Source organism: Rhodanobacter terrae (assembly GCF_042657005.1).
Classification (GTDB): domain Bacteria; phylum Pseudomonadota; class Gammaproteobacteria; order Xanthomonadales; family Rhodanobacteraceae; genus Rhodanobacter; species Rhodanobacter terrae.
Genome location: NZ_JBHSNG010000016.1, coordinates 48,046 through 66,055 on the forward strand (window position 1 = coordinate 48,046; position 18,010 = coordinate 66,055).

General features: G+C 65.9%; 18 protein-coding genes. 11 read left to right on the plus strand and 7 right to left on the minus strand.

Annotation, left to right across the window (positions count from 1 at the left end; translation table 11 throughout):
- Nucleotides 1-18 precede the first annotated feature (18 nt).
- Together ACFPPB_RS14230 and ACFPPB_RS14235 are read left to right on the plus strand one after the other, a co-directional pair.
- Nucleotides 19-963, plus strand: coding sequence for an alpha/beta fold hydrolase (locus ACFPPB_RS14230; RefSeq protein WP_377328274.1), 945 nt, complete (start codon nt 19-21; stop codon nt 961-963).
- A 173-nt stretch (nt 964-1,136) separates the two neighbouring features.
- A complete protein-coding gene (locus tag ACFPPB_RS14235) occupies nt 1,137-1,724 on the plus strand; it encodes a sterol desaturase family protein (RefSeq protein WP_377328204.1) in 588 nt (195 codons plus the stop codon).
- Nucleotides 1,725-1,782: 58 nt separating this feature from the next.
- Here the strand turns inward: ACFPPB_RS14235 and ACFPPB_RS14240 are convergent, their stop codons facing one another.
- The 4 genes from ACFPPB_RS14240 to ttcA all read right to left on the minus strand — a co-directional run bounded on the left by ACFPPB_RS14240 (nt 1,783) and on the right by ttcA (nt 5,884).
- A complete protein-coding gene (locus tag ACFPPB_RS14240; protein WP_377328206.1) occupies nt 1,783-2,553 on the minus strand; it encodes a M48 family metallopeptidase in 771 nt (256 codons plus the stop codon).
- 129 nt (nt 2,554-2,682) lie between these two features.
- The gene (locus ACFPPB_RS14245; RefSeq protein WP_377328208.1) at nt 2,683-3,600 is read right to left on the minus strand and encodes a recombination-associated protein RdgC; all 918 of its coding nucleotides are present in this window, start codon (nt 3,598-3,600) and stop codon (nt 2,683-2,685) included.
- 187 nt (nt 3,601-3,787) lie between these two features.
- Nucleotides 3,788-4,990 carry an amino acid aminotransferase gene (locus ACFPPB_RS14250; protein ID WP_377328210.1) on the minus strand — a complete coding sequence of 401 codons (1,203 nt, stop codon included), beginning with the start codon at nt 4,988-4,990 and terminating at the stop codon, nt 3,788-3,790.
- A 30-nt stretch (nt 4,991-5,020) separates the two neighbouring features.
- Complete coding sequence (gene ttcA / locus ACFPPB_RS14255) at nt 5,021-5,884, minus strand: tRNA 2-thiocytidine(32) synthetase TtcA (RefSeq protein WP_377328212.1); 864 nt, start codon at nt 5,882-5,884, stop codon at nt 5,021-5,023.
- A gap of 112 nt (nt 5,885-5,996) precedes the next feature.
- Here ttcA and ACFPPB_RS14260 point away from each other — a divergent pair, with 112 nt between their 5' ends.
- Both ACFPPB_RS14260 and ACFPPB_RS14265 read left to right on the plus strand, forming a co-directional pair.
- Entirely contained in the window at nt 5,997-6,203 is a 207-nt protein-coding gene (locus ACFPPB_RS14260; protein WP_377328214.1) for a YdcH family protein, read from the plus strand.
- Between the two features lie 20 nt (nt 6,204-6,223).
- A complete protein-coding gene (locus ACFPPB_RS14265; protein ID WP_377328216.1) occupies nt 6,224-6,844 on the plus strand; it encodes a GNAT family N-acetyltransferase in 621 nt (206 codons plus the stop codon).
- Here the strand turns inward: ACFPPB_RS14265 and pssA are convergent.
- From pssA to ACFPPB_RS14280, 3 genes are all read right to left on the minus strand, one after another.
- Nucleotides 6,828-8,228 (minus strand): CDP-diacylglycerol--serine O-phosphatidyltransferase, encoded by a 1,401-nt coding sequence (pssA, locus tag ACFPPB_RS14270; RefSeq protein ID WP_377328218.1) that lies wholly within the window; start codon nt 8,226-8,228, stop codon nt 6,828-6,830. The two genes, ACFPPB_RS14265 and pssA, sit on opposite strands and share 17 nt — an antisense overlap.
- A 105-nt stretch (nt 8,229-8,333) precedes the next feature.
- The gene (locus ACFPPB_RS14275; RefSeq protein WP_377328220.1) at nt 8,334-8,741 is read right to left on the minus strand and encodes a DUF4156 domain-containing protein; all 408 of its coding nucleotides are present in this window, start codon (nt 8,739-8,741) and stop codon (nt 8,334-8,336) included.
- Nucleotides 8,742-8,866: 125 nt separating this feature from the next.
- Nucleotides 8,867-11,728, minus strand: a complete 2,862-nt coding sequence (locus ACFPPB_RS14280) for a M16 family metallopeptidase (protein ID WP_377328222.1) — start codon at nt 11,726-11,728, stop codon at nt 8,867-8,869.
- 268 nt (nt 11,729-11,996) lie between these two features.
- On the opposite strand from ACFPPB_RS14280, the gene ACFPPB_RS14285 reads away from it, so the two are divergent.
- From ACFPPB_RS14285 to ACFPPB_RS14315, 7 genes are all read left to right on the plus strand, one after another.
- Complete coding sequence (locus ACFPPB_RS14285; RefSeq protein ID WP_377328224.1) at nt 11,997-12,200, plus strand: hypothetical protein; 204 nt, start codon at nt 11,997-11,999, stop codon at nt 12,198-12,200.
- Between the two features lie 40 nt (nt 12,201-12,240).
- On the plus strand, nt 12,241-12,714 hold the full coding sequence (gene trmL, locus ACFPPB_RS14290; RefSeq protein ID WP_377328226.1) for a tRNA (uridine(34)/cytosine(34)/5-carboxymethylaminomethyluridine(34)-2'-O)-methyltransferase TrmL: 474 nt from the start codon (nt 12,241-12,243) through the stop codon (nt 12,712-12,714).
- Nucleotides 12,715-12,744: 30 nt separating this feature from the next.
- Complete coding sequence (locus ACFPPB_RS14295) at nt 12,745-13,395, plus strand: ubiquinone biosynthesis accessory factor UbiJ (protein WP_377328228.1); 651 nt, start codon at nt 12,745-12,747, stop codon at nt 13,393-13,395.
- A 5-nt stretch (nt 13,396-13,400) separates the two neighbouring features.
- A complete protein-coding gene (gene ubiB, locus ACFPPB_RS14300; protein ID WP_377328276.1) occupies nt 13,401-15,056 on the plus strand; it encodes a ubiquinone biosynthesis regulatory protein kinase UbiB in 1,656 nt (551 codons plus the stop codon).
- Between the two features lie 103 nt (nt 15,057-15,159).
- Nucleotides 15,160-15,861, plus strand: a complete 702-nt coding sequence (locus ACFPPB_RS14305) for a pseudouridine synthase (protein ID WP_377328278.1) — start codon at nt 15,160-15,162, stop codon at nt 15,859-15,861.
- Between the two features lie 122 nt (nt 15,862-15,983).
- Nucleotides 15,984-16,406: an alternative ribosome rescue aminoacyl-tRNA hydrolase ArfB gene (arfB, locus tag ACFPPB_RS14310; protein WP_377328230.1), complete on the plus strand. Its 423-nt coding sequence runs from the start codon at nt 15,984-15,986 to the stop codon at nt 16,404-16,406.
- On the plus strand, nt 16,403-16,999 hold the full coding sequence (locus ACFPPB_RS14315) for a lysophospholipid acyltransferase family protein (RefSeq protein WP_377328232.1): 597 nt from the start codon (nt 16,403-16,405) through the stop codon (nt 16,997-16,999). Before arfB ends, ACFPPB_RS14315 begins: the two co-directional genes overlap by 4 nt.
- Nucleotides 17,000-18,010 lie beyond the last annotated feature (1,011 nt).

Below are 18,010 nucleotides of genomic sequence, written 5' to 3' on the forward strand. Positions count from 1 at the left end.
ACTCCGCTCTGGAAACGCATGCTGTACCGCCGCCTGAAATTTCTGGGGTGGCTGGTCGGCTTGCTGGTCGTCGTGCTGGGCGGCAGCTACCTGTTCGCACCGCAGTGGCTGATGCAGGCGAACTTCACGCGCGAGGCGATGGCGGCGCATCTGGACAAGCATTCGGTGCAGGCCGGCGATACGCACTGGAGCTACTACGAGGGCGGCGACGGCCCGACTATCGTGTTGCTGCACGGCTTTGCGGCGGACAAGAGCGTCTGGCTGGAAGTGGCCAAGCTGCTCACGCCGCACTTCCACCTGATCATCCCCGACCTGCCCGGCTGGGGCGAATCCTCGCGCGTCGCGGACGCCAGCTACAACATCGACGCCCAGGTCGCACGCCTCGACGCATTCGTGCAGGTCTTGCGCCTGCGGCGCTTCATGCTGGTCGGCCATTCGATGGGCGGCGCCATTGCCGGCGTTTATGCGAGCTCGCATCCCGGGCAGGTCGCCGAACTGGCGCTGGTGGATGCGTTCGGACTGAAATCGACACCGAACGCGTTCGATCGCGAGGTGCAGGCCGGCAAGGATCCGTTCGTGTACGACGACCGCGCCGGCTTTGAACGCGCCACCGCCTGGGCCTTCGAAAAGCCGCCGACCGTACCCGGCCGCTTCGTCGATGTACTGGTCAAGCGCAACCAGCGTGACCACGCCTTCATCGAGCGCAGCCTCGACGAGCTGCGCCAGCCGTCGCAATATCTTGCCATGCAGAACCGGCTAGGCCAGCTGAGCATGCCTGTACTGGGTGTGTGGTGCCATGAAGACAAGATCGTCGACATCTCCGCACTGGACAGCCTGCGCAACGGACTCACCGCGGCCAACGCAATCAGCACCAGCACCATCAACGGCTGCAATCACATGCCGATGCTGGAAAAGCCCGAGCAGACGGCCCAGATCCTCAGCGGATTCGCGCTGTCGCACTGAATCGCGATCGCGGCCGGCATCGCGGTCGGCCCAGCCGGGTCGATCCGGTCATCTGCGAGTCAGCCAACCCACGCACATCATCGTGAATTGCGTATGACAACATGGGAGAATGGGTCATGACTCCCGCAGTAAGGCCTGCCTCATTGCATGAAAACGGAACGATGCAGCGACCGATGAAGCAAAGCTTCTTGCGCTCAGGCGTGGATGCGATCGTGCGCATGTCCAGCACCCGCACCAACTACTGGGCCGAACTCGGCGTGGATACCACGCTGGGCGCGCTGCTGGTTGTCGAAGGCTGGCGCATGCATGCGGGCAACCCGCTGACCGCGCTGCTGGCCATCGGCCTGGGCCTGTTTGCCTTCAGCTTCATCGAGTATTTCTTTCACCGCTGGATGTTCCACACGCGGGTGCCGCTGTTCGAACAAGGTCACCGCACGCACCATGAGCAGCCGCTGGGCTACGACTCGCTGCCGTTCTTCCTGCCGGCGGTGGTGCTGCTAATCCTGGCCGGCTTGTTCGTGCTGATCATGCCCACCGGTTTCGCCCTGCTGATGGCCGGCGCGATCACCTTCGGCTACATCACTTACGGGCTGAGCCACTTCACCATCCATCACGTTCGCTTCAGGCATCCGTGGCTGCGCCGCTGGGCTGGCGCCCACCATATCCACCACTACCATCCGGACTGCAATTTCGGCCTCACCACGCCGCTGTGGGACGTGCTGCTGGGCACGCGCTACGTGCGGCAGGCCCGCAAGTTCTGAGCACGTCTCACCGGATTCATTCCGCTGCCGATGATCCACCGGTCCGCCGCCGCAAGGATCAATCGGCGACGTCGTCGATCAGCCGGTCGAGTTCCGATTTGAGGATCGCGCCGTGCTGGCGCAGCCAGTCGCGCTGCTCGCGCCAGTCCGGAAACAGGTTTTCGACCTGCGCCCAGAACCGCGGCGAATGGTTGCGTACCTTGAGGTGACACAGCTCGTGCACCAGCACGTAGCGCAGCGCCACCGGCGGCGCCAGCGCCAGCGCCAGGTCGAGATTGATGCGGTCACGGGTATCCAGGCTGCCCCACAGGCTTTTCATCGGACGGATCCGCAACGACGTGGGCGCCAGCCCCAGCTGCGGCACGTAGCTGGCCAGCCAGCGCGAGACATCGCGCCGGATCAGCGCTTCCAGATGCGAGGCGAGCAGGCCGCGGGCGATCGGCAACGCACGCGTATGCGGACGCGGGATCACCAGGGTCAGCCCGGTCGCGTGCGGCTCGATCTTCGGATAAGCGCCTTCGGCCCAATCCAGCTCCGCCAATTCGCCGCGCAGCGGGAAGTTGCACGGATAACCCACGCGCAGCGGCGGCAGCGGCTTCACGATCAGGTTCAGCTCGTCGAGCTTCTGCTCCAGCCAATCGGCGTGGCTGCGCAGGAATGCGTTGACCTGGGCCGGATGGGTGCCGTTCGGGTAGGTCACCCGTGCGCCCTTGGTCGTGATGGTGAGGCGCAGCCGGCGCGCACGCGGATGGGCGGACTTCAGCACCCGAATGATGCTGCCGCCAACCGTCGCCAGTTCCAGCCAGTCGCCTTCCAGATGCTGCGCCATGAGCCTGCCCGTTTGTACCCCGGCCTGTCTTGGTTGAGTATTTTGGTTGAGTGAGTGAACCGGTTTGCGAACCTGCAACCGGACACTCAGTATGCCGCCCCGGCCGACTTCGCGGTATGGATTTTTTGTTCAGCTTTCCGCAGGTCGCGGCAGGCCGAACCACTCCTCCAGCTTGCCCAGCAACCGCTCCAGTTCCAGCGTCAGCAGGGCAAAACTGGCGTCCAGCTCGGCCTGGGCGTCCTGCTGGCTGTCGCCCAGCTCGTCCATCACCACGTCCAGGAACTTCAGCTTGCGCACGATCAGGTCCTCGCCCAGCACGAAGCTGATGCGGTCGTCGAAGGTCAGGCCCAGCATGAACACCTGCTTGCCGTTGCGCAGGTGCTCCTTGACCTCCTCGGCATCCAGGTCCTGCCGGCGGCAGCGGGCGATCGCGCCGGTGGCGGTGGCCGGATCGCGCAATTCGCACTCGTCGCCCAGGGTCAGCCCGGCCGGCAGGTTGCCGTTGGCCAGCCAGTCGGTCATCAGCACGCGCGGGCCCTCCTCCGGCGCCAGCGGCACCGCCGGAAAGCTGCCCAGCGCCTCGCGGATCTGGGTCAGCGCGTTCTCGGCCGACTTGCGGCTGGAGGTATCCAGCACCAGCCAGCCGTTTTTCTTGTCGACATAGGCGGACATCCGCGAGTTGCGCACGAAGGCGCGCGGCAGCAGCTCGGTCAGCAGATCCTCCTTGATGCGCTTGCGTTCGCGGCCGCCGACCTTGCGACCTTCTTCCTCGGCGATCTTCTGCACCTTGCGGTGCAGTTCGTCATTGATCACCGCGGCCGGCAGCAGCTTGTCCTCGCCGCCGACGGTGAGCAGGGTGCATTGCTTCACGGCATGCGTGAGCGGCTCGCCCTCGCCGCGCCCCACCGGCGGCACGAAGCCCTTGGTGAACATTTCCAGCGGCCCGCAGGGGCGCAGCCGATGCTCGGCCAATGCTTCGTCGAGGCGGTTCAGGTCTTGAGCAACGGCGGGAGAAAAACGGAACAGCGTGAGATTGCGAAAAAACATTCAATATCCGGATAAGGGTGTGGCCCGAAGGCAGTGTTTTATGATCTTTCCGCTCATCCTGAGCGCAGACCCGGCGGGCCGAAGCCGAGGGATGCGATGCGAAATCCTTCGACTTCGCTGCACTACGCTCAGAGCCTGCCCCGGATTTGATCCGGGGACGAACGGTGTGGAATCGGGGCGAACGATGTCAGCGACTGACGGCAGTCACTGCCGCGGCCACGGTGTCGAGGTTGCTGCGGTTGAGTGCCGCCACGCAGATGCGGCCGCTGTCGAGCGCGTAGATCGCGTACTCGTCGCGCAGCCGATGGACCTGCGCCTTGCTCAGGCCGGAATAGGAAAACATGCCGGCCTGCCGGTTGATGAAGCCGAAATCCGGCGCGCCGAGCGCGGCCAGCTTGTCGACAAGACCGGCGCGCATCGCGTGGATGCGCGAGCGCATCTCGCCCAGCTCGTGTTCCCACCGCGTACGCAACTCGGCACTGCCAAGCACGCCGGCGACCAGGCTGGCACCGTGCGTGGACGGGCTGGAATAGTTCGCGCGGATGGTCTGCTTGATCTTCGACAGCAGCCGCGCCGCCTCGTCGCGATCGGCACCGACCATGGACAGCGCGCCGACCCGCTCGCCGTACAGCGAGAACGACTTGGAGTACGAGTTGGCGACCACGAACGCCTCGGTCCCCGACGCCTCCAGCAGGCGCACCGCAGTGGCGTCCTGCTCGATGCCCTTATCGAAGCCCTGGTAGGCCATGTCGACGAACGGCAGCAGCCGGCGTTCCTGCAGCAGCGCAATCACCTGCTGCCACTGGGAGGCATCCAGGTCGACACCGGTCGGGTTGTGGCAACACGCATGCAGCAACACCACCGTACCCGGCTCCAGCCGGCCCAGGTCCTCCAGCATGCCGGCGAAATCCAGGCCATGACTGGACGCATCGTAGTAACGGTAATCGAGCAGCTCGAAACCGGCCGTGCGGAACACTACGTGGTGGTTGCCCCAGCTCGGATTGCTGATCGCGATCTTCGCGCCGGCGCCGGCCACCTGCTTCAGCAGATCGGCCGCCACCCGCAGCGCCGCGCTGCCGCCGATGGTCTGCGCGGTAGCCACCCGGCCGGCCGCCAGCAGCGACGACTCGGCCCCGAACAGCAACTGCTGGGTGAGCCGGTTGTACGCCGCCAGGCCGTCGATCGGCAGGTAGCCGCGCGGCTTGCCCGTCGCGACCAGGGCCAGCTCCACTTCGCGCACCGTCGGCAGCAGCGGGATACGGCCCTGATCGTCGATATAGATGCCTACTCCCAGGTTGATCTTGCCCGGGCGCTGGTCGGCCAGATAGGTTTCGGTCAGGCCCAGGATCGGATCGCCGGGGGCCATTTCAACGGATGCAAAGAAGGACACAGTGATTACTCGGCAGGTGGTATGTAAAGTTCAAGCTTGCATGACAACGGTCTCATCCGTTGCGTCGGCTGTCCATGCCGACGCTTCAGCCGGCGGCGCGCCCAGGGTGAAATCGAACAACGTGCGATCGGCCAGCTGCGAGGGTGACACATGGCCCAGCGCGCGGAAAACGTTCTCGCTGCGCCCGGGCTGCAGTTGCTCCCACTCGGCCAGCATGCGCCGCACCGCCTTGCGCTGCAGGTTGTCCTGCGAGCCGCACAGGTTGCACGGAATGATCGGAAACCGCTGCTGCGCGGCGTACTCGGCGATGTCGCTTTCGCGGCAATACGCCAGCGGCCGGATCACCACGTGGCGTCCATCGTCCGAACGCAGCTTCGGCGGCATCGCCTTCAGCTGTGCCTGGTAGAACATGTTGAGAAAGAACGTGGCGAGAATGTCGTCCCGGTGGTGGCCCAGCGCGATCTTGGTGATGCCGTTGGCCGCCGCCCAGCCGTACAGCGCGCCGCGCCGGAGCCGCGAGCACAGGCTGCACATGGTCTTGCCGGTAGGGATCACCCGCGTCACCGTGCTGTAGGTGTCCTGCTCGATGATGTGGAACGGCACACCGCGCGCGGCCAGGTAATCCGGCAACACATGCTCCGGAAAGTCCGGCTGCTTCTGGTCCAGGTTCACCGCGATCAGGCTGAAGTGCACCGGCGCCTTCGCCTGCAGCTGCAACAGCAGGTCCAGCAAGGTGTAGGAATCCTTGCCGCCTGACAGGCACACCATCACCGTGTCGCCGTCCTCGATCATGCCGAAGTCGCCGATCGCCTGGCCGACCTGGCGACGCAGGCGCCGGACCAGTTTGTCGGCCTCGGCGGCTGGCGTGCGGACGAATGCGGGCTGGGCGGACATGGCGGCCAATCGGACAGTAAAGAACCCCCATTGTAGCCGGGTCCTCGCCCAGCTCCGAGCGGCCAAACGGCGTTAAACTAGGGAAATCGTCCCCAAAACCGCCGTTATCGCCATGCAGGTTCAGGATCATGCTGAAATCGTCCATCTGCTCGCCGAGCTGAGGATGGAGCATCGCGACCTCGATGCGGCGATCGAGCAGCTGGCCACCGCGATCGGCCGCGATGAACTGCAGCTGACCCGCCTGAAGAAACGCAAGCTGCTGTTGAAAGACAACATCGCCCGCCTCGAGAGCAAGCTGATCCCCGACCTCGACGCCTAGCCTTTCGCACCGGACTACCGATGAGCCACCTCGTACCGACTCGCCTGCACGATGAATACGTCGTTCTGGAACCGCTGAGCCTAGACCATGCGCCGGCGCTGGAAGCCGCCGCCGCCGACGGCGAACTATGGAATCTGTGGTTCACCAGTGCGCCGGCACCGGGCCAGGCACGCGGCTATGTGGAAAAAGCGCTGCAAGGCCAGGCCGACGGCGTGATGCTGCCGTTCGCCGTGCGCGAAACATCCAGCGGCGAGATCGTCGGCACCACGCGCTACTACGACTATGTGCCCGACCTGCCCCGTCTGGCGATCGGCTACACCTGGTACGCGAAGCGCTGGCAGAAAAGCCACCTCAACACCGCCTGCAAGCGACTGCTGTTGCAGCACGCGTTCGAGGGGCTGAACTGCGTGGCGGTGGAGCTGCATACCGATCATCGCAATCTCGATTCGCAGCGCGCGATCGAACGTCTCGGCGCGCAACGCGAAGGCGTGCTGCGCGCGCACAAGCGCCGCCCCGACGGCAGCCTGCGCGATACGGTCTGCTACAGCATCCTCGCCGGCGAATGGCCGGACGTGCAGCGCTGGCTGGGCCTGCGGCTGCAGCGCCTGGGCAATGCGCAGGCGCTCACAGCAGCCGATTGACCAGACGGTCGAGCCGGGTGCGATTGAGCCGCTTCAGCTGCTTGCGCACCGCCGCCGGATAATGCCGTGGGCTTTCCAGCGCTCGATAGTCGGACAGGCGCGTAGCGTGCTGTTTCAACGCCGCCCACTCGGCCTGATGTTTCGCATGCAGCAGGTGCGCGGGGTCCAGCAGCACCAGACCATTTTCCAGATCCAGTGCCCATGCACGCGGATTGAGGTTGTTGCCGGTCAGCACTGCCACGTCGTCGTCGACGAACAGGCCTTTCAGGTGATAGCTGTTGTCGCCGTCGCGCCACAGGTGGATGTTCAGCTGGCCGCTGCCGATCTGACGGCGATGCGCGCGCGCGAAACGGCGCAGGTTGTTTTCGTACAGGTACGGCAGCAGGCCGATCGTCTTGAACGGCTGCCCCGGCGGAATGTAGAAATCGTTGGCGGTCTTGTCGCCGATCATCAGGTTGATCTCGCAGCCGCGGCGCAGCAGCTGGCCGAGCACGATACGCACCGGCCGCGGCAGGTTGAAATACGGCGTCAGCAGGATCACCCGCTCGCGCGTGCCGCGCAGCAATGCCAGCAAGGCCTCGTTGAGCGAATTGTCGCCGCGGCCGAAGCCCAGCAGCGGCGTCACCGCCACATCGCACGGCCCGAGTGTCCCGCCTGGCGGAATGTCGTAGCCGGCGCCTTGCAAGTCCTGGCGCAGTTCACGGATCGCCGGTTGCAACATCCGCGTCGTGGGCACCTCGGCCACGTTCAACCGGCGCACCGCCCCGCTGCCGACGAAATGGCGCTGCACGAATGCCGCCATCGCATCGGCCAGTCCGCTATGCCGCAGCAGGTGGTAGCGATCGAGCCGATAACGTCCGTGCCGCGCCAGGTAGACATCGTTGAGGCTGGCGCCGCTGTAGAGCACGGCATCGTCGATCACGAAACCCTTCAGGTGCAGCACGCCGAACAGTTCGCGGCTCTGCACCGGCACGCCGTAGATGTCGACGCCGGGCCCCAGCCGCGCGGCGTACCCGCGGTACATGCCCGCATTGCCTTCGCTCTTCTGCTTGCCGATCAGGCCGCGCTGCGCGCGATGCCAGTCGACGAAGACCGAGATCTGCAGCGCCGGCTGCCGTGCCTTCGCCGCATAGAGCGCATCGAGCACCTCGCGGCCACCATCGTCGTCCTGCAGGTACAACGTCACGATCACGATGCGCCGGCTGGCCTGCGCGATGAGTTGCAGCAGTTCGTGCCGAAAGGCGGACGGTTCGGGCAACACCACGATGGCGCTGGCCGGCACCGCAAGGAACGGCAGCGCATCCAGCGGAGACGCTTTCGACTGGCGCCGGAACGGCAGCATGCGTCGGGCAAGGCGGGCGGGTGCGGAGATCAAATGGTTCATGGCGCCGTCGGTGTGCAACAGCGCCCATCATCGCAAACCTGCGCCGATGCGCCTACCGCGGACCTCGGCTGCGTGGGCGAGCCCGCCTGCCGCGGCTGGCCTGGGTCAGCCGCCGTGCACCGGGAAGGTCTGCGCTTTACCGGGAGCGCTGCCTGGGTTGGCGGGCGCGTTCGGCGAATGAGCCGCTGGAATCTGGCGTGCACCGCACTGGTAGGCGCCCCACGGCTGTGAGCCGTCGGCGGGTTCCGCCAGCGGCTTGATGGTATCGGCATGCATCTGTGCCGCCTGATTGCGCGCCAGCACTTCCAGTTCGTCGCGCACGGTGATGGTATTGCGATCGACCGGGCCGACACGGTCCATCACCGACACGGTGACCTTGCCCAGCTCGCGGCAGCCGGACACGTCGCCGCTCCATGCGGTACGCACGTTTTTCGCGGCATCGTCCAGGGTGATGCCCCAGCTGCAGGCGCTCAACAGCAGAACGGGGACGAGCAACAGCAAGGTCTTGCGCATGACTAGCTCCGCGGCGGTGACAAGGTATTGAAGACAGACGGGCCGGGCCGTCGCCGACCCTGCCCCATCCTAACGCGCGGACGCCAGCGCGTCCCCAATGAATCCGAAACGCGCTGCGGATCGACTTACTTCACCGCGTTGCCGTCGGCGTCGAGCACCTGCACATCGCCAAGTTTCAGGGCGCGGATCGGCGCTCCGATCTTCTTCAGATCGCCGACGATCACCCAGGTCAGCTGGTCGGGATGGATCAGCTGCTTCGCCGCCGCTTGCACCGACGCGTCGCTCTGCCGCTCGATGCGCGACTTCAAGGTCTGCACGTAATCATCCGGGCGGTCGTACAGCGCGATGCCCTGCAGCGCGCCCATCACCGCCGCGGTGGTCTGGTAGCTGCCCGGCATGCTGCGGACATCGCCCATCTTGATCTTGCTGATCTCCTGCGCGGTCAGCGGCCTGTCGCCGATCACCTCTCTTGCTTCTTTCAGCATCTCGGCGATCGACGGGGCGGTCTTGTCGGTCTGCACGGGCGCGTACAGCAGATACGGGCGCTGACCCTTGGCATTGCTGAGGAAACTGAAGGCGCCATAGGCCCAGTGCTTGTCCTCGCGCAGGTTCATGTTCAGACGCGAGGTGAAGGTCCCGCCGAAGGCACCGTTCATGGTCTGGATTTCCAGGTGATTCGGCGCCTCCGTCGACGGCGCCAGGCTGCCGGCGAGGATCAGGCTCTGCTGCGCACCGGGGCGATCGATCAGATACACGCGCGCCCGCTTCGGGGCGGCGACCTCGCCGATGTTCTTCCTGGGCAGCTTGCCGGCCGGCGCCTTCCAGTGGCCGAACGCCGCGTTCAATGGCGGGATGATCTTGTCCAGCGTGGTATCGCCGGCGACCAGGATCTTCATGTTGTCCGGACGGATGAAGTCGGTCATGAACGCGCGCATGTCGGCGGCCGTCAGCGATTTGATCGACGCTTCCGTACCGGAGCCGGTGAACGGGATCGCGTACGCGTGGCCCTTGCCGTACAGCAGCGGCGGCAACGTGCGCAGCGCGATGCCGGTCGGCTGGCTTTTTTCCTGGGCGATGCCGGCCAGCCACTGGCCGCGCAGCCGGCTGATGTCGGCCTCGCGGAAAGCCGGGTTGAGCACGATGTCGGCGAACAGCTCCAGCGACGGTTTCAACTGGTCGTCCAGCGCGTTCAACGAGGCATTGCAATAGTCCAGGCCGCAGCCGGAAGCGATGATGGCGCCCAGGCGCTGCTTGCGCTTGGCGATCTCGACCGAATCCAGATCCTTGCTGCCCTCCTCGAGCATCCACATGGTGAAGCTGGAGGTGCCCAGCTTGCGGCCCTGGTCGGCCGCGTAACCGGCATCGAACAGCAGTTGCAGCTGCACCGCAGGCACCGTATGGCGCTCGGCCAGGATCACCTCGACGCCGTTGTAGAGCTTGCCGCGCTGCAGCGTGGGGAAACCGAGATCGGGAAATGTGCCGACCTCGGGCACGCCCTTGCTGCGATCCACATCGCTGGACACGGTCTTGTAAACACCCTTGGGCGACAGCACCGGTGCCGGTGCGCCGGCGGCAGCGGCGCGACCCACGGCGGTCGCCATGTCGGCGGCTTCGACCTTGCCCGGCGCCACCGTCAGGGTGTAATCGCCCTTGGCGATCCACTTGTTCGCCACCGCGCCGACGCTGGCCGGCGTGGCCGCCATGAACTCGCTGAAGTCCTTCAGGTACGCGCCCGGATCGTCTTGATAAAGCTGCCCCTCGGCCAGGATCGACGCCTGCGTATTGACCTTCTCCAGCCCGCGCACGAACGAGGCCCGGGTTTCCGTCTTGACCCGCGCCAGCTCATCCGCACCGGGACCGCCCTTGAGGAAACGTTGCCATTCCTCGGCGACCGCGGCCTCGACCCGCTTCGGGTCGACCCCCTTCTTCACGTCGACCTGCAACTGGAACAGGCTGGCCAGCACGTGCTGCTCGACGCCGACGGAGACATCGTCGGCCAGCTTGTCCCGGTAGACCAGCCGCTGGTAGAGGCGCGACGTCTTGCTGCCGCCCAGCACCGCAGCGGCCAGTTCGAGCAGGTTCTCGTCGCGGGTACCGCGGCCCGGCACGTTCCACTCGCGATAGATCCGCGTCTGCGCCACGTTGTCGGTCATCGTGCCGCGGGTCGAGGCGTCGCGCGGCGCCACCCAGGGCTGCGGCCGCGGCACCTGGGGACCCGGGGCGATGTCGCCGAAATACTTCAACATCTTTGCCTTCGCCAGCGCCGGCGTGATGTCGCCGGACAGCACCACCACCGTATTGGCGGCGCCGTAGTAGTCGCGGAACCACTGCTTGACGTCGCCCAGCGAGGCCGCGTTCAAGTCGGCCATCGAGCCGATGGTGTCGTGGTGATACGGATGGTTGGCCGGAAAGGCCTCGGCCTGGATCAGTTCACCGGCGCGGCCGTATGGCTGGTTCTCGTCCTGGCGCTTCTCGTTCTGCACCACGCCGCGCTGCTCGTCGAGTTGTGCGTGGCCGATCGCGCCGAGCAGATGGCCCATGCGGTCGGACTCCATCCACAGCGCCATGTCCAGCGCGGTGGTCGGCACGGTCTCGAAATAGTTGGTGCGATCCAGCCAGGTGGTGCCGTTCTGGTCGGTCGCGCCGGCCAGCTCGAATGGCTTGAAATATTCGTCCCTGTGGTTCTCCGAACCCTGGAACATCAGGTGCTCGAACAGATGCGCGAAACCGGTCTTGCCCTTCGGCTCATAGGACGAGCCGACGTGGTACCAGATGCTCACCGCCACCACCGGCGCCTTGTGATCCTCATGCGCCACTACGGTCAGGCCGTTCGGCAGCACGAAGCGGTCGTAGGCCAGTTCGGGGATCTGTTGCACGGTCGTGGTCGCCACGGCCGCTGCCGTCTCGGGAGCGGCCAGCGCCAGCGGCACGCCGTCGACGAGGGTCAGCAGGCCGGCAATGAGCAGGGCGAGCGGTTTCTTTGGCACGGTGAGCCTCCTGCTTCACGGATGAATCGACGCAGGCTAGCGGCGCCACTGAACCACCGCAAGGACTTGCGACACGAGTGGAAGAGCCGCGGCGCCAGGATGTCCGGTTGTCCGCCGGCGTGCGGACAGCTGTCCGCGGACAGTGTTTTCGCCACTCGGTCGCCCACAAATATATTTGTACATCAATTACTTGAATCGAATACAAGGCTTGGCACAGGGCTTGCTGTTTCTGGACTACAGGGCTTTACCTTTCATCGGAGACGTGATCATGAAATTCGAGACATTGATGTTGCGCGGCTTGTTCATCGCCTGCCTGGCCGTCTGCGGCATGATCTTCGGCGCCATGCTGACGGCAACCCCGCCCCCCTCACAGTTCGCCGCCAGCAACCGCCTCAGCGCCATCCTGGCAACGGCACCGACCAGTTGCGCCTTGCCGCCGGATGGCGTGGTCTGCCCGCAGCCGCGCGGTTGAGTGCTGCCGCAACCTTGCGCGGACACGCGATAATGGCTGGATGCTCCATGTCATCCTGTTCCGCCCCGAGATCCCGCCGAACACCGGCAATGTGATTCGCCTGTGCGCGAACACCGGCGCCGCGCTGCATCTGATCCGGCCGCTGGGCTTCGAACTGGACGACGCGCGGCTGCGCCGCGCCGGCCTGGACTACCACGAGTACGCCCGCGTCGCCGTGCATGACGACCTGGCCCGTTGCCTAGTCACGATCGGCACGCCACGCGTGTTCGCCTTCACCACCCGCGGCCAGGTCGCCCATGTCGATGCGCGATTTGCCGATGGCGACGCCTTGCTGTTCGGTTGCGAGACCGCCGGTCTGCCGGGCGATGTGTTGGACACCATTCCGGCCGCGCAGCGCCTGCGCCTGCCGATGCGGCCGGACAGCCGCAGCCTGAACTTGTCGAACACGGTCGCCGTGGCGGTGTACGAAGCCTGGCGCCAGCTCGGCTTCGCGGGCGCCGCGCAAAATCCGTAGGATGGTGGCCGGCACGGCTACAATTGCCGGATGAATGCCGCCACTCCCAATGCCTGGTTGCCGCAATCGCTGCGCAAGCTCGCCGGCCGCGCGCTGGAAACCGCGCTGAATCACACTCTGTCGCTGGATCCGGACACGCAGCGGCAGCTGGCCGTGCTGAACGGCCGCAGCGTGCAATTGCACCTGCGCGGCCCGGAAATCGCCTTGGCGGTGACCGTCGAGGACGCGCGCCTGAAGGTCGGGCCGCCGCGAGACGACAGCCAGCTGCGCGTCGCAGCCACGCCGGGCAGCCTGCTGGCGATGATGTTTCGCCGCGACGACGACGGCATCGCGCCGGGCAAGGTGGAGATCGCCGGCGATGCCGAGCTGGCCCGGCGGCTGGAAAAATTGGCCGGCAAGTTCGCCCCGGATTTCGAGGAAGCATTCGCGCGCACCTTCGGCGACGTGCTCGGCGTGCCGCTGGCGAAGGCGGTGCGCAAAGGCCTTGCCCACGCGCGTGAAACCGCGATGCACCTCACCGAAGACAGCGCCGACTGGCTGCGCGACGAGGCGCGTATTGCCTTGGCACCGGGTGAAGTCGAGGATTTTCTTGATGGCGTGGACCACCTGCGCGAGCGCAGCGAGCGGCTGGAGTCGCGCGTGCAGCGACTGATTCGACGACTGCAAGGCAACATCGCGTGACGCCGCTGAAGGTGGTGCCGCGACTGTTGCGGGTCGCTTCGGTATTGCTGGCGTATCGCCTCGATGATCTGATCGACGCGACTCATCTGTATCGACCGCTGAAGCTGCTGCGCCCGCTGGTGGCGCGGCCGCGCATCGACATCCGAGGCCTGTCGCGCGGCGAGCGCCTGCGCCACGCCTTGACCGATCTGGGGCCGATCTTCGTCAAGGCCGGCCAGGTGCTGTCGACCCGGCGCGATCTGGTGCCGCTCGACATCGCCGACGAACTGGCCCTGCTGCAGGACCAGGTCGCACCGTTCCCCGGCAGCGAGGCGCGCGCCATCGTCGAACGCGAGCTGAAATCGCCGATCGGGCGTCTATACGCCCAATTCGATGAAACGCCGCTGGCCTCCGCCTCGATCGCCCAGGTCCACGCGGCGACGCTGCATGACGGGCGCGAGGTGGTGGTGAAGGTGCTGCGCCCTGGCATCGACACGCAGATCGCCCGCGACGTGAAGCTGCTGCGCTCGCTCGGCGAACTGGCCCAGCGCTGGCATCCGAACGCCGACAAGATCCGTCCGCTGGATGTCGTGGCCGAAGTCGAGAAGATGCTGGAGAACGAGCTGGACCTGCAGCGCGAAGGCGCCAGCGCCAGCCTGCTCAAGCGCAACTTCGACAGCGGCGTGGACCTGTACGTGCCGGCCGTGCACTGGGAACTGACGGCGCAGCGCGTGCTGACGCTGGAGCGCGTGCACGGCATCAGCAGCGACGACATCGCCGCGATCGACGCGGCCGGCCTCGACCGCAAGGCGCTCGCCGCCAAAGGCGTGCGGGTGTTCTACGAGCAGGTGTTCCGCGACAACTTCTTCCACGCCGACGCGCACCCCGGCAATATCTGGGTCGACCCGACACGCACCGGCGAACCGCGTTTCATCGCGCTGGACTTCGGCATCATGGGTTCGCTGCCGGAGGCCGATCAGTACTGGCTGGCGCAGAACTTCATCGCGCTGTTCGAACGCGACTACGCACGCATCGCGCAGTTGCATGTCGCCGCCGGGTGGATGCCTGCCGACGTGCGGCTGGACGAGCTCGAGGCCGCGGTGCGCACCGTGTGCGAGCCGTACTTCACCCGCCCGCTGTCGCAGATCTCGCTGGCCGAACTGGTGGTCAAACTTTTTCAGACCGCCCGCCGCTTCGAGCTGACCCTGCAGCCGCAGCTGATCCTGCTGCAGAAGACCTTGCTCAACATCGAGGGTGTCGGGCGCATGCTCGATCCGGAGATCGACATCTGGGCGGTGGCGCATCCCGTGCTCAAGCGCATCCTGCGCGAGCGCTACAGCCCGCTGCGCACCTTGCGCGACGTGCGCAAGCGCCTGCCCGAATGGCTGCACAACGCGCCGCAATTCCCCGAACTGGTTCGCGATGCGTTGCGCCAGATCGCGCGAGGAGAACAGCGCAGCGTGAGCGATCCGCTCGCACTCCAGATGAGCCGGGACAATGCACAGCGCCAGCACCGGCTGCTGGCCTGCAGCCTGCTCGGCGCAGCGCTGTTGATCGCCGCCACGTTGCTGTGGACGCTGACCCCGCGGCACGGCATCTGGCCGCCCCTGTGTGTGGCGATCGCCGGCACGCTGGCCTTCGCAATCGGCTGGCCGCGCCGCCGACCACCACCTTTGCCGTAGGAGCCCGCTGGCGGGCGATGCTCTTGTTTTGATGTCGGGTAGGAAAGATCAGAACAAGAGCATCGCCCGCCAGCGGGCTCCTACCACAAGATGGGCCATGCACATGCTTGAAATTCTCTATCGGGACGACGCGCTGATCGCGGTGAACAAGCCGGCGGGCCTCGCCGTGCATCGATCGAAGATGGTCGGCAACGCCGAGGAATTCCTGATCGACCAGCTGCGCGAGCAGATCGGCGACAGCGTTTATCTGGCGCACCGGCTCGATCGTGCTACCAGCGGCGTGCTTCTGGTAGCGCGCAGCAAGGAAGTCGCCGCCGCGCTGGGCGAGCAGTTCATGGGTCGCGCGGTGCGCAAGCAGTATCTGGTGGTGGTGCGCGGCTGGCCCGATCCGCTGGAAGGCGTGATCGACTACGCGCTGCCCGGCTCGCGCGAAACCGGTCCGCGCCGCGAAGCCCGCACGCAGTACCGGCGGCTGGCCACGATCGAGGTGCCGATCGAACTCGGCCGTTATCCGCGGCAGCGCTATGCGCTGGTGCAGGCCGAGCCCGAGAGCGGCCGCTTCCGCCAGATCCGCAAGCATCTGGCGCACATCCACCACCCGGTCATCGGCGACTGCCAGCACGGCCGCGGCGACCACAACCGGCTGTACAAGCAGCACTTCGGCTGTCACCGCATGCTGCTGCATGCGTGGCGACTGCGCTTTGCGCATCCGCGGACCGGCGCCGTGATGGAGCTGGAGGCTCCGCTGGACGATGCCTACGCCGGGCTGCTTCGACGCTTCGGCTGGACCGTGGAGCAGGAGTGAGTGGCAGAGCGGGGAGCGAGAAACGAGTGGAAGAACAGCCCGCGCCCACTTTTGCCTTTCTCTCGCTCCTCACTCCATCACTCACTTCTCGTACTTGCTTCCCGCCCTCTACACTGGCCCGCATGTTGATCGTCAGCCCCAGCGTCACCTTGCCCGAGTCCGAACTGGTCGAACGGTTCCTGCGCGCCGACGGTCCGGGCGGGCAACATGTGAACCGCACCGAGAGTGCGGTGGAGCTGCGTTTCGACGTGGTCAACTCGCCATCGCTGCCGGAGGAAATCCGGTCGCGGCTGCTGGCCCGACGCGACCGCCGGCTGACCGGCGAAGGCGTGCTGGTGATACAGGCGCGCCGCTTCCGCGATCAGGCGCGCAATCGCGACGACGTGCGCGAACGGCTGGTCGAGATCATCCGCGGTGTACTGGTGCCGCCGAAAAAACGCGTCGCCACCAAACCGACCCGGGCCTCGAAGGAACGCCGCCTGGTCGGCAAGCAGCAGCGCGGCAGGATCAAGCAGGCCCGTTCGCGCAAACCGGATCTCGAATGAAGGGATATCTTCCGACACCGGCGCAGCTGCCGCCGCACATGCCCCGGCTGCGCGACGGCTGGCGCCGCAGGATCTGCCGCGCCGTATTGCAGTTGTGCGGCTGGAGCTTCGTCGGCACATTTCCCGACGTGCCGAAGGCAGTACTGATCGCCGCACCGCATTCCTCATGGTGGGATGGCGTCTGGGGCCTGCTCATGAAAGTGGGCGTGGGTGCCGACGTGCATTTCATGGGCAAGCAGGAATTGTTTCGCGGCCCGCTCGGCAGCCTGCTGCGGCGCCTGGGCGGCATGCCCATCGATCGCAGCGCCCCGAAAGGGGTGGTCGAACAGATGATCGACCAGTTCGGCCAGCGCGACATGCTATGGCTTGGCATTGCGCCGGAAGGCACGCGCAAGCCGGTCCAGCGCTGGAAGAGCGGCTTCTGGCACATCGCCCATGATGCCGGCGTACCGATCGTGACGGCGTATTTCAACTACCCCGACAAGACCATCGGCATCGGCCCCTTGTTCGACACCAGCGCCGACATGGACGCGGACCTCGCCCGTCTGCGCGCGTTCTACGCGCCGTTCAGAGGCAAGCACCGCAACGTCTAGGGATGCTCTGATCAATTCTACGTAGGCGGCATGATGTCCAGAAGGCGCGCAGGGTGTGTTGCGCGGCGCAGGGAAGACTGGCCGTCTTGCCAAGCTGCGCGGCGCAGCCTGCGCGCCTTCTGGACATCACCCCATCATTTTAAATTCAATGCGTTGGGGCCGTGACTGTCTGTCCGCATGCCTTCGGTCCGCCGTCTCGACAGACGGCCAGTCTGCCCTCGCCGACGGCCCTGTGGCCTGCGAACAGACAGTCACGGTGACGCCTACGTAGAATTGATCAGAGCATCCCTAGGGATTCTGCCCGCGGCGCTCGCCATGCCGTTTGCCCATACCCTCACGCAGCAGTACATCGTGCATCTGTTCGGGACGTCGATGCGCTACGTGGGAACAAAGACATGAACCGTGACGACGGCGCTCAAACACATCTTCCCGGACGACGACTGCGCGACGTGTCGCCGTGCCTGGCAAACCGCGCGTTGGACATGCGTTGGCCTGGCGCGCATGGCTGGAAGCGGCCCTTCAGGTGTTCCAGGTCCTGTTCGACGATGACCGCGTGCCGGTCGACGCTCCGCCCGAAACCGCAGCTACACGGCTGGATTGACAGACTCGGTCGGCTGCGCTCGTCTTATTATCGATTGGATTAATGTCATGTATTTCGCAAATTTGCCGACATGACGACTGAGCGTGTCCTCCATGGGAAGGGGTCCATGTTTCAGCGCATTCATTTCCTGCCTGCCGCGTTCGAGTCCCACGCCGTCGTCTGAGCCTCCATGTCAGGCCGGCTTACCGTGGCTGCGCGCCGCGCAGCCAGGCATCCAGCCCAGCGCGCACCTCGCCTGACCCGCTCCGGCGCTTCGAGAACGACGCCTTCCGGCCGTGTCCCGGCACACCAGCGCGAACCCTGGCGGATGCCGGCTCGGATCATGGCAGGCCATGCGCCGTGGCGGGTCCGCATAGACCGAAGGGTCGGCCGCCGTGCCGTCACCCGAGTCTGGAACGAGTTATGCATGT

Excerpts from the sequence above, each read along its gene's own strand:
- pssA (WP_377328218.1), bottom strand. The coding sequence starts at position 8,228 with ATGAACCATTTGATCTCCGCACCCGCCCGCCTTGCCCGACGCATGCTG.
- ACFPPB_RS14240 (WP_377328206.1), bottom strand. The coding sequence starts at position 2,553 with ATGGCGCAGCATCTGGAAGGCGACTGGCTGGAACTGGCGACGGTTGGC.
- ACFPPB_RS14295 (WP_377328228.1), top strand. The coding sequence starts at position 12,745 with ATGAATGCCGCCACTCCCAATGCCTGGTTGCCGCAATCGCTGCGCAAG.
- ACFPPB_RS14260 (WP_377328214.1), top strand. The coding sequence starts at position 5,997 with ATGCAGGTTCAGGATCATGCTGAAATCGTCCATCTGCTCGCCGAGCTG.
- ACFPPB_RS14315 (WP_377328232.1), top strand. The coding sequence starts at position 16,403 with ATGAAGGGATATCTTCCGACACCGGCGCAGCTGCCGCCGCACATGCCC.
- ttcA (WP_377328212.1), bottom strand. The coding sequence starts at position 5,884 with ATGTCCGCCCAGCCCGCATTCGTCCGCACGCCAGCCGCCGAGGCCGAC.
- ACFPPB_RS14305 (WP_377328278.1), top strand. The coding sequence starts at position 15,160 with ATGCTTGAAATTCTCTATCGGGACGACGCGCTGATCGCGGTGAACAAG.
- ACFPPB_RS14285 (WP_377328224.1), top strand. The coding sequence starts at position 11,997 with ATGAAATTCGAGACATTGATGTTGCGCGGCTTGTTCATCGCCTGCCTG.
- ACFPPB_RS14230 (WP_377328274.1), top strand. The coding sequence starts at position 19 with ATGCTGTACCGCCGCCTGAAATTTCTGGGGTGGCTGGTCGGCTTGCTG.
- trmL (WP_377328226.1), top strand. The coding sequence starts at position 12,241 with ATGCTCCATGTCATCCTGTTCCGCCCCGAGATCCCGCCGAACACCGGC.
- arfB (WP_377328230.1), top strand. The coding sequence starts at position 15,984 with ATGTTGATCGTCAGCCCCAGCGTCACCTTGCCCGAGTCCGAACTGGTC.
- ACFPPB_RS14275 (WP_377328220.1), bottom strand. The coding sequence starts at position 8,741 with ATGCGCAAGACCTTGCTGTTGCTCGTCCCCGTTCTGCTGTTGAGCGCC.
- ACFPPB_RS14245 (WP_377328208.1), bottom strand. The coding sequence starts at position 3,600 with ATGTTTTTTCGCAATCTCACGCTGTTCCGTTTTTCTCCCGCCGTTGCT.
- ACFPPB_RS14265 (WP_377328216.1), top strand. The coding sequence starts at position 6,224 with ATGAGCCACCTCGTACCGACTCGCCTGCACGATGAATACGTCGTTCTG.
- ACFPPB_RS14235 (WP_377328204.1), top strand. The coding sequence starts at position 1,137 with ATGAAGCAAAGCTTCTTGCGCTCAGGCGTGGATGCGATCGTGCGCATG.